This window comes from Bartonella sp. B10, assembly GCF_053794435.1.
On the sequence record NZ_CP200030.1, the window covers coordinates 481,970 to 501,276 of the forward strand.

2 protein-coding genes and 1 pseudogene are annotated in these 19,307 nt (G+C 38.8%); all 3 read right to left on the reverse strand.

The annotated features are described in order from the left end of the window. Positions 1-110 precede the first annotated feature (110 nt). Entirely contained in the window at positions 111-707 is a 597-nt protein-coding gene (locus V3565_RS02075; protein WP_455478674.1) for an invasion associated locus B family protein, read from the reverse strand. Next, positions 704-18,208 (reverse strand): YadA-like family protein, encoded by a 17,505-nt coding sequence (locus tag V3565_RS02080; RefSeq protein WP_455478675.1) that lies wholly within the window; start codon positions 18,206-18,208, stop codon positions 704-706. The genes V3565_RS02075 and V3565_RS02080 overlap by 4 nt, the downstream gene beginning before the upstream one ends. A gap of 684 nt (positions 18,209-18,892) precedes the next feature. Next, a pseudogene (locus V3565_RS02085) lies at positions 18,893-19,104 on the reverse strand (YadA-like family protein); the annotation flags it as partial. Positions 19,105-19,307: the final 203 nt, after the last annotated feature.

The window sequence follows — 19,307 nt, forward strand, 5'->3', positions numbered from 1 at the left end:
CGAAACAAACTACTTCTATATTTGATCTCGAAGTCTCTAACCGTTTAGATTTTAAAATACAACACAACGAATTATGTAATAGTAATCTTACTAAAAATTACCTACACATTCTATCTCTGTAAAGAATAAAGTGCTTCACTCAATCCTTTAAACGAAACAACGAAAGACAATACTCCTCCCCCTTTAATCTTATAGGAAATGCGTACATTTTTGCCCTGCTCTATGTATTGGCTTAAAATTGGTTCTACAAGCGATTGCGCTAAGCAAACAGTTTGATTACATTGTGTATAGTCAATTAGAATAGTTTTGCTAACATCATCCACGACCATTTTAATAGGAACACTCGTGTCGGCTTGTGGCAATGTCCGAAAAAGCATCACGGCTTGACCGTTTTTTGTAGCAACAAGAGACCAACTAAAAATAGTATTATCCTCTTGGTCTCGAACAGTCTGCGTTACATTACATATACCTTGCTTAAGTGATTGTTGCTCATCACAAATCAAAGTCCAATTATGAAATTGTGTAATTACTCTACGTACTTCACCAGGAGCTCCACTAGGAACGGATAATCGTGGTGGATGCAATGTGTAAATATTATTTCTTTCACCCGCAAAGCTATCACCATTCCCCAAGAAGACAAGAGTAAAAAGAATCTTTATTAAAAGATTTCGATTTTTTATAATCGTATTACTTTTTTCTATCGTCATTTTAATCTTAGGGTAATTCCTGCACCGACACCTAAGTGACGTCCCGCACTGGTTATAGATAGGTTGGAGCGAAGATTCCCATCTTCAGATGTATAACCAGCACCAAGAGCAAATGCATATTGACCACGCCATAAACCACCACCAACAGAAAGACTCAAAGATCCAGGTTCATCATAATAACGCAAATTAGAAACCGCCAGACTAATTGCTGCTGCTTGTCTTGCTTCCCTCTTACTATCTTCAATACTATAACTGAACTCTTCAAACTTCATATCTGCATATGATTTAACCTCATTAACACTATTCTTAACCTGCGTATCCGTGTACTTTTGGGCATCTTGAAGAACAAAATCCATCTGTTGTTTGGTGTAATCATATAACTGACCACCATTTACTGCTTCTTTCGAACCTGAAGCAATCTGACCGTCAGAAACATTGTCAATTAACACAGGCTCACTTTCATTTCCACCAACTAAAGCGATGCTATTAATCTTATTTCCATGCTCATCTTTATCATAATTAACAACCTCATGCTTAACTGAATTTTCTATATCTTGTACCTGCTTAACAAGAATATCAATCCCGCCTGTAATTTCTTGGTAAAGGCTGGAAATAGAGCTATTCATCCCCGTAAAAGCTTCAGCAACCGTCTTATAATTCTTATCTTCGGTCTTGCCATCGGCATTAACAATTTTAAGATGAAAAGTTGGAGCTATCCATTGGCTATCTTCACCATACCCAGAACCACCACCCAAATATTGGGAAAACTTTTCCGTTAGATCATAAATCTGTGATCCATTAATCGCATCGGTAGAAATTTTACTGAGAGAACCAGCTTCAAGATATGTAATCTTACTATTGCTTTTTTCATCCCCATGACGTGCAACAAAAGCTTCATCAGAACTACTCCACAATACGCTATTCTGATTGATGCTTCCCGTAAGCTTCTTTTCTACATCGGTCAGAGATTTATCAATCCCTGAAAAGGCTGAACCAAAATCATTATATTTTTCACCATTGATTTCATAAGTTGGTGCAACTCCTGTAAGCAAATTGACACCACCACCAAAAAATTGCGATGCATTATCAGAAAGCGTTTTCACCTGATCTGTGACGCTCTTAACATTCTCATTGGTCGTAAAAAGCTGTGATCCATTAATCGCATCTGTGGAATTTTCACTGAGAGAACCAGCTTGGACATTATGCAGAGCAACCGCTCCACTATTTCCTTTACCCAACGTAATACTATTATAATTAACAGCATTACCCTTTTCCGAACTCTTATCGTAATAAACTGCTGCTTCAGTTGCAGTCGTAAGCCCACTAATACGGTTATTGAAACTACTATCAAGACTCTTTATACCAGCATCTAATTGCTGCTTATTAATTGCATCATTGTCAGATGTTGCATCTGCTACACCAGAAAGTCTCCGTGCTTGACCGGACTTATTCGCTATTGTAATTTCATCTCCATCCTGGGACACACCAATTGTGATAGAATTACCGCTAGCATCCTGTTGAATAGGAAGAGATTTAACAGTTTGGGATAGCTTGTGAATACCATCATTAAAATTCTTGGCACTATCATCAAGCTGCTTCTTATTAATAGCGTCATTATCAGATGTTGCGTCTGCTACACCAGAAAGTCTCCGATCTTGACCAGACTTATTCGCTATTGTGATTTCTGTACCTTCTTTCCTATCTCCAATTGCAATAGCTGCAGAACCATCATCAAACTGAATAAAACTACCAATACCATCCTTCGTATCTTGATAAAGATTTACGGCAGAGCTACTCGCGCCCGTAAAAGCATCGGCAACCGTCTTATAAGTCTTATCTTCAGCCTCTCCACCAGCATGAACAATTTTAAGATGGAAAGTTGGAGCTATCCATTGGCTATCTTCACCATACCCAGAACCACCACCCAAATATTGGGAAAACTTTTCCGTTAGATCATAAATCTGTGATCCATTAATCGCATCGGTAGAAATTTTACTGAGAGAACCAGCTTCAAGATATGTAATCTTACTATTGCTTTTTTCATCCCCATGACGTGCAACAAAAGCTTCATCAGAACTACTCCACAATATGCTATTCTGATTGATGCTTCCCGTAAGCTTCTTTTCTACATCGGTCAGAGATTTATCAATCCCTGAAAAGGCTGAACCAAAATCATTATATGTTATACCATTAACTTCATACGTTGGTGCAACTCCTGTAAGCAAATTGACACCACCACCAAAAAATTGCGATGCATTATCAGAAAGCGTTTTTACCTGATCTGTGACGCTCTTAACATTCTCATTGGTCGTAAAAAGCTGTGATCCATTAACAGCATCTGTAGAATTTTCACTGATATCACCAGCTTTGACATTATGCAGAGCAACCGGTCCAGAATCTTTTTTACCCAACGTAATACTATTATAATTAACAACATCACCCTTTTCTGAACTCTTATCATAATAAACTGCTGCTGCTGTGACAGTCTTAAGCTCATCAATATTGCCGCTTACACTGCTATTAAGGCTCTTAATCTGATCATCAAGCTGCTTCTTATTAACTGCATCATTGTCAGATGTTGCATCTGCTACACCAGAAAGTCTCCGTGCTTGACCGGACTTATTCGCTATTGTAATTTCATCTCCATCCTGGGACACACCAATTGTGATAGAATTACCGCTAGCATCCTGTTGAATAGGAAGAGATTTAACAGTTTGGGATAGCTTGTGAATACCATCATTAAAATTCTTGGCACTATCATCAAGCTGCTTCTTATTAATAGCGTCATTATCAGATGTTGCGTCTGCTACACCAGAAAGTCTCCGATCTTGACCAGACTTATTCGCTATTGTGATTTCTGTACCTTCTTTCCTATCTCCAATTGCAATAGCTGCAGAACCATCATCAAACTGAATAAAACTACCAATACCATCCTTCGTATCTTGATAAAGATTTACGGCAGAGCTACTCGCGCCCGTAAAAGCATCGGCAACCGTCTTATAAGTCTTATCTTCAGCCTCTCCACCAGCATGAACAATTTTAAGATGGAAAGTTGGAGCTATCCATTGGCTATCTTCACCATACCCAGAACCACCACCCAAATATTGGGAAAACTTTTCCGTTAGATCATAAATCTGTGATCCATTAATCGCATCGGTAGAAATTTTACTGAGAGAACCAGCTTCAAGATATGTAATCTTACTATTGCTTTTTTCATCCCCATGACGTGCAACAAAAGCTTCATCAGAACTACTCCACAATATGCTATTCTGATTGATGCTTCCCGTAAGCTTCTTTTCTACATCGGTCAGAGATTTATCAATCCCTGAAAAGGCTGAACCAAAATCATTATATGTTATACCATTAACTTCATACGTTGGTGCAACTCCTGTAAGCAAATTGACACCACCACCAAAAAATTGCGATGCATTATCAGAAAGCGTTTTTACCTGATCTGTGACGCTCTTAACATTCTCATTGGTCGTAAAAAGCTGTGATCCATTAATCGCATCTGTGGAATTTTCACTGAGAGAACCAGCTTGGACATTATGCAGAGCAACCGCTCCACTATTTCCTTTACCCAACGTAATACTATTATAATTAACAGCATTACCCTTTTCCGAACTCTTATCGTAATAAACTGCTGCTGCTGTGACAGTCTTAAGCCCACTAATACGGCTATTGAAACTACTATCAAGACTCTTTATACCAGCATCTAATTGCTGCTTATTAATTGCATCATTGTCAGATGTTGCATCTGCTACACCAGAAAGTCTCCGTGCTTGACCGGACTTATTCGCTATTGTAATTTCATCTCCATCCTGGGACACACCAATTGTGATAGAATTACCACTAGCATCCTGTTGAATAGGAAGAGATTTAACAGTTTGGGATAGCTTGTGAATACCATCATTAAAATTCTTGGCACTATCATCAAGCTGCTTCTTATTAATAGCGTCATTATCAGATGTTGCGTCTGCTACACCAGAAAGTCTCCGATCTTGACCAGACTTATTCGCTATTGTGATTTCTGTACCTTCTTTCCTATCTCCAATTGCAATAGCTGCAGAACCATCATCAAACTGAATAAAACTACCAATACCATCCTTCGTATCTTGATAAAGATTTACGGCAGAGCTACTCGCGCCCGTAAAAGCATCGGCAACCGTCTTATAAGTCTTATCTTCAGCCTCTCCACCAGCATGAACAATTTTAAGATGGAAAGTTGGAGCTGTCCATTGACCATCTTCACCATACCCAGAACCACCACCCAAATATTGGGAAAACTTTTCCGTTAGATCATAAATCTGTGATCCATTAATCGCATCGGTAGAAGTTTTACTGAGAGAACCAGCTTCAAGATATGTAATCTTACTATTGCTTTTTTCATCCCCATGACGTGCAACAAAAGCTTCATCAGAACTACTCCACAATATGCTATTCTGATTGATGCTTCCCGTAAGCTTCTTTTCTACATCGGTCAGAGATTTATCAATCCCTGAAAAGGCTGAACCAAAATCATTATATTTTTCACCATTGATTTCATAAGTTGGTGCAACTCCTGTAAGCAAATTGACACCACCACCAAAAAATTGCGATGCATTATCAGAAAGCGTTTTCACCTGATCTGTGACGCTCTTAACATTCTCATTGGTCGTAAAAAGCTGTGATCCATTAATCGCATCTGTGGAATTTTCACTGAGAGAACCAGCTTGGACATTATGCAGAGCAACCGCTCCACTATTTCCTTTACCCAACGTAATACTATTATAATTAACAGCATCACCCTTTTCTGAACTCTTATCGTAATAAACTGCTGCTGCTGTGACAGTCTTAAGCCCACTAATACGGCTATTGAAACTACTATCAAGACTCTTTATACCAGCATCTAATTGCTGCTTATTAATTGCATCATTGTCAGATGTTGCATCTGCTACACCAGAAAGTCTCCGTGCTTGACCGGACTTATTCGCTATTGTAATTTCATCTCCATCCTGGGACACACCAATTGTGATAGAATTACCGCTAGCATCCTGTTGAATAGGAAGAGATTTAACAGTTTGGGATAGCTTGTGAATACCATCATTAAAATTCTTGGCACTATCATCAAGCTGCTTCTTATTAATAGCGTCATTATCAGATGTTGCGTCTGCTACACCAGAAAGTCTCCGATCTTGACCAGACTTATTCGCTATTGTGATTTCTGTACCTTCTTTCCTATCTCCAATTGCAATAGCTGCAGAACCATCATCAAACTGAATAAAACTACCAATACCATCCTTCGTATCTTGATAAAGATTTACGGCAGAGCTACTCGCGCCCGTAAAAGCTTCAGCAACCGTCTTATAAGTCTTATCTTCAGCCTCTCCACCAGCATGAACAATTTTAAGATGGAAAGTTGGAGCTGTCCATTGACCATCTTCACCATACCCAGAACCACCACCCAAATATTGGGAAAACTTTTCCGTTAGATCATAAATCTGTGATCCATTAATCGCATCGGTAGAAGTTTTACTGAGAGAACCAGCTTCAAGATATGTAATCTTACTATTGCTTTTTTCATCCCCATGACGTGCAACAAAAGCTTCATCAGAACTACTCCACAATATGCTATTCTGATTGATGCTTCCCGTAAGCTTCTTTTCTACATCGGTCAGAGATTTATCAATCCCTGAAAAGGCTGAACCAAAATCATTATATGTTATACCATTAACTTCATACGTTGGTGCAACTCCTGTAAGCAAATTGACACCACCACCAAAAAATTGCGATGCATTATCAGAAAGCGTTTTTACCTGATCTGTGACGCTCTTAACATTCTCATTGGTCGTAAAAAGCTGTGATCCATTAATCGCATCTGTGGAATTTTCACTGAGAGAACCAGCTTGGACATTATGCAGAGCAACCGCTCCACTATTTCCTTTACCCAACGTAATACTATTATAATTAACAGCATTACCCTTTTCCGAACTCTTATCGTAATAAACTGCTGCTGCTGTGACAGTCTTAAGCCCACTAATACGGCTATTGAAACTACTATCAAGACTCTTTATACCAGCATCTAATTGCTGCTTATTAATTGCATCATTGTCAGATGTTGCATCTGCTACACCAGAAAGTCTCCGTGCTTGACCGGACTTATTCGCTATTGTAATTTCATCTCCATCCTGGGACACACCAATTGTGATAGAATTACCGCTAGCATCCTGTTGAATAGGAAGAGATTTAACAGTTTGGGATAGCTTGTGAATACCATCATTAAAATTCTTGGCACTATCATCAAGCTGCTTCTTATTAATAGCGTCATTATCAGATGTTGCGTCTGCTACACCAGAAAGTCTCCGATCTTGACCAGACTTATTCGCTATTGTGATTTCTGTACCTTCTTTCCTATCTCCAATTGCAATAGCTGCAGAACCATCATCAAACTGAATAAAACTACCAATACCATCCTTCGTATCTTGATAAAGATTTACGGCAGAGCTACTCGCGCCCGTAAAAGCATCGGCAACCGTCTTATAAGTCTTATCTTCAGCCTCTCCACCAGCATGAACAATTTTAAGATGGAAAGTTGGAGCTGTCCATTGACCATCTTCACCATACCCAGAACCACCACCCAAATATTGGGAAAACTTTTCCGTTAGATCATAAATCTGTGATCCATTAATCGCATCGGTAGAAGTTTTACTGAGAGAACCAGCTTCAAGATATGTAATCTTACTATTGCTTTTTTCATCCCCATGACGTGCAACAAAAGCTTCATCAGAACTACTCCACAATATGCTATTCTGATTGATGCTTCCCGTAAGCTTCTTTTCTACATCGGTCAGAGATTTATCAATCCCTGAAAAGGCTGAACCAAAATCATTATATTTTTCACCATTGATTTCATAAGTTGGTGCAACTCCTGTAAGCAAATTGACACCACCACCAAAAAATTGCGATGCATTATCAGAAAGCGTTTTCACCTGATCTGTGACGCTCTTAACATTCTCATTGGTCGTAAAAAGCTGTGATCCATTAATCGCATCTGTGGAATTTTCACTGAGAGAACCAGCTTGGACATTATGCAGAGCAACCGCTCCACTATTTCCTTTACCCAACGTAATACTATTATAATTAACAGCATTACCCTTTTCCGAACTCTTATCGTAATAAACTGCTGCTTCAGTTGCAGTCGTAAGCCCACTAATACGGTTATTGAAACTACTATCAAGACTCTTTATACCAGCATCTAATTGCTGCTTATTAATTGCATCATTGTCAGATGTTGCGTCTGCTACACCAGAAAGTCTCCGTGCTTGACCGGACTTATTCGCTATTGTAATTTCATCTCCATCCTGGGACACACCAATTGTGATAGAATTACCGCTAGCATCCTGTTGAATAGGAAGAGATTTAACAGTTTGGGATAGCTTGTGAATACCATCATTAAAATTCTTGGCACTATCATCAAGCTGCTTCTTATTAATAGCGTCATTATCAGATGTTGCGTCTGCTACACCAGAAAGTCTCCGATCTTGACCAGACTTATTCGCTATTGTGATTTCTGTACCTTCTTTCCTATCTCCAATTGCAATAGCTGCAGAACCATCATCAAACTGAATAAAACTACCAATACCATCCTTCGTATCTTGATAAAGATTTACGGCAGAGCTACTCGCGCCCGTAAAAGCTTCAGCAACCGTCTTATAAGTCTTATCTTCAGCCTTTCCACCAGCATGAACAATTTTAAGATGGAAAGTTGGAGCTGTCCATTGACCATCTTCACCATACCCAGAACCACCACCCAAATATTGGGAAAACTTTTCCGTTAGATCATAAATCTGTGATCCATTAATCGCATCGGTAGAAGTTTTACTGAGAGAACCAGCTTCAAGATATGTAATCTTACTATTGCTTTTTTCATCCCCATGACGTGCAACAAAAGCTTCATCAGAACTACTCCACAATACGCTATTCTGATTGATGCTTCCCGTAAGCTTCTTTTCTACATCGGTCAGAGATTTATCAATCCCTGAAAAGGCTGAACCAAAATCATTATATGTTATACCATTAACTTCATACGTTGGTGCAACTCCTGTAAGCAAATTGACACCACCACCAAAAAATTGCGATGCATTATCAGAAAGCGTTTTTACCTGATCTGTGACGCTCTTAACATTCTCATTGGTCGTAAAAAGCTGTGATCCATTAATCGCATCTGTGGAATTTTCACTGAGAGAACCAGCTTGGACATTATGCAGAGCAACCGCTCCACTATTTCCTTTACCCAACGTAATACTATTATAATTAACAGCATTACCCTTTTCCGAACTCTTATCGTAATAAACTGCTGCTGCTGTGACAGTCTTAAGCCCACTAATACGGCTATTGAAACTACTATCAAGACTCTTTATACCAGCATCTAATTGCTGCTTATTAATTGCATCATTGTCAGATGTTGCATCTGCTACACCAGAAAGTCTCCGTGCTTGACCGGACTTATTCGCTATTGTAATTTCATCTCCATCCTGGGACACACCAATTGTGATAGAATTACCGCTAGCATCCTGTTGAATAGGAAGAGATTTAACAGTTTGGGATAGCTTGTGAATACCATCATTAAAATTCTTGGCACTATCATCAAGCTGCTTCTTATTAATAGCGTCATTATCAGATGTTGCGTCTGCTACACCAGAAAGTCTCCGATCTTGACCAGACTTATTCGCTATTGTGATTTCTGTACCTTCTTTCCTATCTCCAATTGCAATAGCTGCAGAACCATCATCAAACTGAATAAAACTACCAATACCATCCTTCGTATCTTGATAAAGATTTACGGCAGAGCTACTCGCGCCCGTAAAAGCATCGGCAACCGTCTTATAAGTCTTATCTTCAGCCTCTCCACCAGCATGAACAATTTTAAGATGGAAAGTTGGAGCTGTCCATTGACCATCTTCACCATACCCAGAACCACCACCCAAATATTGGGAAAACTTTTCCGTTAGATCATAAATCTGTGATCCATTAATCGCATCGGTAGAAGTTTTACTGAGAGAACCAGCTTCAAGATATGTAATCTTACTATTGCTTTTTTCATCCCCATGACGTGCAACAAAAGCTTCATCAGAACTACTCCACAATATGCTATTCTGATTGATGCTTCCCGTAAGCTTCTTTTCTACATCGGTCAGAGATTTATCAATCCCTGAAAAGGCTGAACCAAAATCATTATATTTTTCACCATTGATTTCATAAGTTGGTGCAACTCCTGTAAGCAAATTGACACCACCACCAAAAAATTGCGATGCATTATCAGAAAGCGTTTTCACCTGATCTGTGACGCTCTTAACATTCTCATTGGTCGTAAAAAGCTGTGATCCATTAATCGCATCTGTGGAATTTTCACTGAGAGAACCAGCTTGGACATTATGCAGAGCAACCGCTCCACTATTTCCTTTACCCAACGTAATACTATTATAATTAACAGCATTACCCTTTTCCGAACTCTTATCGTAATAAACTGCTGCTTCAGTTGCAGTCGTAAGCCCACTAATACGGTTATTGAAACTACTATCAAGACTCTTTATACCAGCATCTAATTGCTGCTTATTAATTGCATCATTGTCAGATGTTGCGTCTGCTACACCAGAAAGTCTCCGTGCTTGACCGGACTTATTCGCTATTGTAATTTCATCTCCATCCTGGGACACACCAATTGTGATAGAATTACCACTAGCATCCTGTTGAATAGGAAGAGATTTAACAGTTTGGGATAGCTTGTGAATACCATCATTAAAATTCTTGGCACTATCATCAAGCTGCTTCTTATTAATAGCGTCATTATCAGATGTTGCGTCTGCTACACCAGAAAGTCTCCGATCTTGACCAGACTTATTCGCTATTGTGATTTCTGTACCTTCTTTCCTATCTCCAATTGCAATAGCTGCAGAACCATCATCAAACTGAATAAAACTACCAATACCATCCTTCGTATCTTGATAAAGATTTACGGCAGAGCTACTCGCGCCCGTAAAAGCTTCAGCAACCGTCTTATAAGTCTTATCTTCAGCCTTTCCACCAGCATGAACAATTTTAAGATGGAAAGTTGGAGCTGTCCATTGACCATCTTCACCATACCCAGAACCACCACCCAAATATTGGGAAAACTTTTCCGTTAGATCATAAATCTGTGATCCATTAATCGCATCGGTAGAAGTTTTACTGAGAGAACCAGCTTCAAGATATGTAATCTTACTATTGCTTTTTTCATCCCCATGACGTGCAACAAAAGCTTCATCAGAACTACTCCACAATACGCTATTCTGATTGATGCTTCCCGTAAGCTTCTTTTCTACATCGGTCAGAGATTTATCAATCCCTGAAAAGGCTGAACCAAAATCATTATATTTTTCACCATTGATTTCATAAGTTGGTGCAACTCCTGTAAGCAAATTGACACCACCACCAAAAAATTGCGATGCATTATCAGAAAGCGTTTTCACCTGATCTGTGACGCTCTTAACATTCTCATTGGTCGTAAAAAGCTGTGATCCATTAATCGCATCTGTGGAATTTTCACTGAGAGAACCAGCTTGGACATTATGCAGAGCAACCGCTCCACTATTTCCTTTACCCAACGTAATACTATTATAATTAACAGCATTACCCTTTTCCGAACTCTTATCGTAATAAACTGCTGCTTCAGTTGCAGTCGTAAGCCCACTAATACGGTTATTGAAACTACTATCAAGACTCTTTATACCAGCATCTAATTGCTGCTTATTAATTGCATCATTGTCAGATGTTGCATCTGCTACACCAGAAAGTCTCCGTGCTTGACCGGACTTATTCGCTATTGTAATTTCATCTCCATCCTGGGACACACCAATTGTGATAGAATTACCGCTAGCATCCTGTTGAATAGGAAGAGATTTAACAGTTTGGGATAGCTTGTGAATACCATCATTAAAATTCTTGGCACTATCATCAAGCTGCTTCTTATTAATAGCGTCATTATCAGATGTTGCGTCTGCTACACCAGAAAGTCTCCGATCTTGACCAGACTTATTCGCTATTGTGATTTCTGTACCTTCTTTCCTATCTCCAATTGCAATAGCTGCAGAACCATCATCAAACTGAATAAAACTACCAATACCATCCTTCGTATCTTGATAAAGATTTACGGCAGAGCTACTCGCGCCCGTAAAAGCATCGGCAACCGTCTTATAAGTCTTATCTTCAGCCTCTCCACCAGCATGAACAATTTTAAGATGGAAAGTTGGAGCTATCCATTGGCTATCTTCACCATACCCAGAACCACCACCCAAATATTGGGAAAACTTTTCCGTTAGATCATAAATCTGTGATCCATTAATCGCATCGGTAGAAATTTTACTGAGAGAACCAGCTTCAAGATATGTAATCTTACTATTGCTTTTTTCATCCCCATGACGTGCAACAAAAGCTTCATCAGAACTACTCCACAATATGCTATTCTGATTGATGCTTCCCGTAAGCTTCTTTTCTACATCGGTCAGAGATTTATCAATCCCTGAAAAGGCTGAACCAAAATCATTATATGTTATACCATTAACTTCATACGTTGGTGCAACTCCTGTAAGCAAATTGACACCACCACCAAAAAATTGCGATGCATTATCAGAAAGCGTTTTTACCTGATCTGTGACGCTCTTAACATTCTCATTGGTCGTAAAAAGCTGTGATCCATTAATCGCATCTGTGGAATTTTCACTGAGAGAACCAGCTTGGACATTATGCAGAGCAACCGCTCCACTATTTCCTTTACCCAACGTAATACTATTATAATTAACAGCATTACCCTTTTCCGAACTCTTATCGTAATAAACTGCTGCTGCTGTGACAGTCTTAAGCCCACTAATACGGCTATTGAAACTACTATCAAGACTCTTTATACCAGCATCTAATTGCTGCTTATTAATTGCATCATTGTCAGATGTTGCATCTGCTACACCAGAAAGTCTCCGTGCTTGACCGGACTTATTCGCTATTGTAATTTCATCTCCATCCTGGGACACACCAATTGTGATAGAATTACCGCTAGCATCCTGTTGAATAGGAAGAGATTTAACAGTTTGGGATAGCTTGTGAATACCATCATTAAAATTCTTGGCACTATCATCAAGCTGCTTCTTATTAATAGCGTCATTATCAGATGTTGCGTCTGCTACACCAGAAAGTCTCCGATCTTGACCAGACTTATTCGCTATTGTGATTTCTGTACCTTCTTTCCTATCTCCAATTGCAATAGCTGCAGAACCATCATCAAACTGAATAAAACTACCAATACCATCCTTCGTATCTTGATAAAGATTTACGGCAGAGCTACTCGCGCCCGTAAAAGCATCGGCAACCGTCTTATAAGTCTTATCTTCAGCCTCTCCACCAGCATGAACAATTTTAAGATGGAAAGTTGGAGCTGTCCATTGACCATCTTCACCATACCCAGAACCACCACCCAAATATTGGGAAAACTTTTCCGTTAGATCATAAATCTGTGATCCATTAATCGCATCGGTAGAAGTTTTACTGAGAGAACCAGCTTCAAGATATGTAATCTTACTATTGCTTTTTTCATCCCCATGACGTGCAACAAAAGCTTCATCAGAACTACTCCACAATATGCTATTCTGATTGATGCTTCCCGTAAGCTTCTTTTCTACATCGGTCAGAGATTTATCAATCCCTGAAAAGGCTGAACCAAAATCATTATATGTTATACCATTAACTTCATACGTTGGTGCAACTCCTGTAAGCAAATTGACACCACCACCAAAAAATTGCGATGCATTATCAGAAAGCGTTTTTACCTGATCTGTGACGCTCTTAACATTCTCATTGGTCGTAAAAAGCTGTGATCCATTAATCGCATCTGTGGAATTTTCACTGAGAGAACCAGCTTGGACATTATGCAGAGCAACCGCTCCACTATTTCCTTTACCCAACGTAATACTATTATAATTAACAGCATTACCCTTTTCCGAACTCTTATCGTAATAAACTGCTGCTTCAGTTGCAGTCGTAAGCCCACTAATACGGTTATTGAAACTACTATCAAGACTCTTTATACCAGCATCTAATTGCTGCTTATTAATTGCATCATTGTCAGATGTTGCGTCTGCTACACCAGAAAGTCTCCGTGCTTGACCGGACTTATTCGCTATTGTAATTTCATCTCCATCCTGGGACACACCAATTGTGATAGAATTACCACTAGCATCCTGTTGAATAGGAAGAGATTTAACAGTTTGGGATAGCTTGTGAATACCATCATTAAAATTCTTGGCACTATCATCAAGCTGCTTCTTATTAATAGCGTCATTATCAGATGTTGCGTCTGCTACACCAGAAAGTCTCCGATCTTGACCAGACTTATTCGCTATTGTGATTTCTGTACCTTCTTTCCTATCTCCAATTGCAATAGCTGCAGAACCATCATCAAACTGAATAAAACTACCAATACCATCCTTCGTATCTTGATAAAGATTTACGGCAGAGCTACTCGCGCCCGTAAAAGCTTCAGCAACCGTCTTATAAGTCTTATCTTCAGCCTCTCCACCAGCATGAACAATTTTAAGATGGAAAGTTGGAGCTATCCATTGGCTATCTTCACCATACCCAGAACCACCACCCAAATATTGGGAAAACTTTTCCGTTAGATCATAAATCTGTGATCCATTAATCGCATCGGTAGAAGTTTTACTGAGAGAACCAGCTTCAAGATATGTAATCTTACTATTGCTTTTTTCATCCCCATGACGTGCAACAAAAGCTTCATCAGAACTACTCCACAATATGCTATTCTGATTGATGCTTCCCGTAAGCTTCTTTTCTACATCGGTCAGAGATTTATCAATCCCTGAAAAGGCTGAACCAAAATCATTATATTTTTCACCATTGATTTCATAAGTTGGTGCAACTCCTGTAAGCAAATTGACACCACCACCAAAAAATTGCGATGCATTATCAGAAAGCGTTTTCACCTGATCTGTGACGCTCTTAACATTCTCATTGGTCGTAAAAAGCTGTGATCCATTAATCGCATCTGTGGAATTTTCACTGAGAGAACCAGCTTGGACATTATGCAGAGCAACCGCTCCACTATTTCCTTTACCCAACGTAATACTATTATAATTAACAGCATCACCCTTTTCTGAACTCTTATCGTAATAAACTGCTGCTGCTGTGACAGTCTTAAGCCCACTAATACGGCTATTGAAACTACTATCAAGACTCTTTATACCAGCATCTAATTGCTGCTTATTAATTGCATCATTGTCAGATGTTGCATCTGCTACACCAGAAAGTCTCCGTGCTTGACCGGACTTATTCGCTATTGTAATTTCATCTCCATCCTGGGACACACCAATTGTGATAGAATTACCGCTAGCATCCTGTTGAATAGGAAGAGATTTAACAGTTTGGGATAGCTTGTGAATACCATCATTAAAATTCTTGGCACTATCATCAAGCTGCTTCTTATTAATAGCGTCATTATCAGATGTTGCGTCTGCTACACCAGAAAGTCTCCGATCTTGACCAGACTTATTCGCTATTGTGATTTCTGTACCTTCTTTCCTATCTCCAATTGCAATAGCTGCAGAACCATCATCAAACTGAATAAAACTACCAATACCATCCTTCGTATCTTGATAAAGATTTACGGCAGAGCTACTCGCGCCCGTAAAAGCTTCAGCAACCGTCTTATAAGTCTTATCTTCAGCCTCTCCACCAGCATGAACAATTTTAAGATGGAAAGTTGGAGCTGTCCATTGACCATCTTCACCATACCCAGAACCACCACCCAAATATTGGGAAAACTTTTCCGTTAGATCATAAATCTGTGATCCATTAATCGCATCGGTAGAAGTTTTACTGAGAGAACCAGCTTCAAGATATGTAATCTTACTATTGCTTTTTTCATCCCCATGACGTGCAACAAAAGCTTCATCAGAACTACTCCACAATATGCTATTCTGATTGATGCTTCCCGTAAGCTTCTTTTCTACATCGGTCAGAGATTTATCAATCCCTGAAAAGGCTGAACCAAAATCATTATATGTTATACCATTAACTTCATACGTTGGTGCAACTCCTGTAAGCAAATTGACACCACCACCAAAAAATTGCGATGCATTATCAGAAAGCGTTTTTACCTGATCTGTGACGCTCTTAACATTCTCATTGGTCGTAAAAAGCTGTGATCCATTAATCGCATCTGTGGAATTTTCACTGAGAGAACCAGCTTGGACATTATGCAGAGCAACCGCTCCACTATTTCCTTTACCCAACGTAATACTATTATAATTAACAGCATTACCCTTTTCCGAACTCTTATCGTAATAAACTGCTGCTGCTGTGACAGTCTTAAGCCCACTAATACGGCTATTGAAACTACTATCAAGACTCTTTATACCAGCATCTAATTGCTGCTTATTAATTGCATCATTGTCAGATGTTGCATCTGCTACACCAGAAAGTCTCCGTGCTTGACCGGACTTATTCGCTATTGTAATTTCATCTCCATCCTGGGACACACCAATTGTGATAGAATTACCGCTAGCATCCTGTTGAATAGGAAGAGATTTAACAGTTTGGGATAGCTTGTGAATACCATCATTAAAATTCTTGGCACTATCATCAAGCTGCTTCTTATTAATAGCGTCATTATCAGATGTTGCGTCTGCTACACCAGAAAGTCTCCGATCTTGACCAGACTTATTCGCTATTGTGATTTCTGTACCTTCTTTCCTATCTCCAATTGCAATAGCTGCAGAACCATCATCAAACTGAATAAAACTACCAATACCATCCTTCGTATCTTGATAAAGATTTACGGCAGAGCTACTCGCGCCCGTAAAAGCATCGGCAACCGTCTTATAAGTCTTATCTTCAGCCTCTCCACCAGCATGAACAATTTTAAGATGGAAAGTTGGAGCTGTCCATTGACCATCTTCACCATACCCAGAACCACCACCCAAATATTGGGAAAACTTTTCCGTTAGATCATAAATCTGTGATCCATTAATCGCATCTGTGGAATTTTCACTGAGAGAACCAGCTTGGACATTATGCAGAGCAACCGCTCCACTATCTCCTTTACCCAACGTAATACTATTATAATTAACAGCATTACCCTTTTCTGAACTCTTATCGTAATAAACTGCTGCTTCAGTTGCAGTCGTAAGCTCACTAATACGGCTATTGAAACTGCTATCAAGACTCTTTATACGAGCACCTAATTGCTGCTTATTAACTGCATCACTATCACTTTGCGCATCTGCTACACCAGAAAGTCTCCGCGCTTCTCCTGATTTACTAGCGATTCTGATTTCATCGGTTTCTTTCGTATTGCCAATGACGATAACACCAGAATCATCCATTTCAACAAGGTTTTTTGCATCCATATAGCTTTTTAATGATTTTAACTGCGCAACATTGACTGCATCAGTATCTTTACTACCAGCTGCCACCCCCGTAATCTGCCGACTATATTTCTTTGAAACACCACCTACACTAACTGCAGCCAATGTACTTTTCCACACATGATCATCATCTTTTTTCTCAGTACCAGTTACAGGATCATATCCAGACACACCAGCATCAACATCAGCAACAGAGTGAGATCCTATTGCGACACTGTCTTTCTTCAGTGCTTCGGAATAAACACCAAGAGCAGTAGCATTTTCCTCAGATGCGGTTGCAATCCCACCTAAAGCAACTGCAGAATCCTTACTTGCCTCAGACCCTACACCGATGGCAATACTTACCTTACCACTTGCAAGCGCAGAAACACCAAAAGCTTGCGCCCCCCCAGCTTTTGTAGTTGCCCCCGCATTAAATGCTGTTGAATAATTACCTGATGCATAAGCACCACAACCAGTTACAAAAGAATAGATACCAAAGGCTCTAGGCTGAACATTGCTAAAACCACCTGTTTTAATCCCTATATGACCAGCGCCAAATACAGTACCACCATTATCAAACTGACTATCACTCTTATCCATAGTACCATAAGGATGATAGCGAATAATTTCCCCGTTTTCACGAAATCTCTCAACCTCCATGTTTTCAAGAAATCTCTGATATTGCTCTTGCGCAGTTATTGCCGGGTATCTTATCCGACCTCCACCAGTGTTGCGGCGCTCCAAATCATTCTCAGTACTTCCCGATCCACGACCAGCAACATAATCTACACCACAATAAAACGCATGACCATTAAAGACAATACTTCCATGACTCCCATACTCATATCCTGAATCATTTCCGCTTTCACCGATATTCACACTCCACTTTCCATCAGTGAAAACCCACCTTTCACCAATTATAGCAACATTTGCAGCAAAAATAGGAGAAACACTCGATAAGAGCGTGCCCATCACCGTCCCAAATGAAATAGCTTTAGCAAAATTTGACCTAGAAAAAAAATAACAACCCTTTAAACTGCTTCCTTTTAAAGTGTAATATAATTTTTTCATAGTGAATTTCCCCCAATTAAAATACATTTTAAACACGAAAAAGACATATTTTAACTCTAAGCTGCCTTTGTCATGGCTGATTGTGCTTTAATTTTTTTCTTAATTATAATTTTGCATTGCTTCATTGTATGATTTTACGCGGTGAATTTTTAAATCGATGATTAAGAATTAGTTTTCACAAGGACATAAAAAAGACATATTCTTCATTAAGCTGAAGTCATGGAGTTGTTTTACAAGTGGCATGATAAGGTTACTTTTTAAGGTGTTTTATTTTGAAAATGAGTCACAGAAGTTTGTAAATAAAGGCAAAATTCGGTTGTGTTTGTAATATAGAGGGCGGTTATTTAGTATAATCTTAAAATTTCGTGGCTCTCCTCCATGTTAAGGTTAGGTTATTTAATGTTCTCTTATGGTTGAAGAAATCATTTGCTTGTTTTTTAAGATTTTGTTTTCTTTTCAAGATATTTTATAACTATGGCTATTTTCTACCTATAAGGTATTCAGAAAAATAGCAAGAAATAAAAATATAATAGGCATTGTAACAACTTTATAAAAAGTGTTGTATAGAGTAGTGGTGGTTATTTCATTGGGAGTAAATTGTTGGTTGTTTTATGTAAAAAACTTCCACCTTTATTTTGTTAAACGAAGGCGGAAATTTTGTTAAAAAATGGTGCTTTTAATTAATTAATGCAGCGTTAAATTAAATCTCACTCCTGCACCCCAATGTCCTTCTGAACCTGTGACAGATAAGTTAGAACGGATATTTCCATCTTTAGATGTATAACCAACACCAAGAGCAAATGCAAATTGGATGCGGACAAACCAATTGCCGCTGCTTGTCTTGCTTCTCTCTTACTATCTTCAATATTATAACTTAATGCTTTAAATTTTGTATCATTCTCAAATAATCCAAACACAAAAACCATTTTTTAATTATTAAAGCTACACATAACAACCCTGCGTTCAATTAACAATATCAAGAAAATATTATCTATTTTTCTATCATCAAGATTTTTTAAGATATCATCATCCAAGATTAAATTTCTAAAAAAATTTTACTGCGATAGTAGCTCTCTTAAAAGATTTTGAACTATCAATT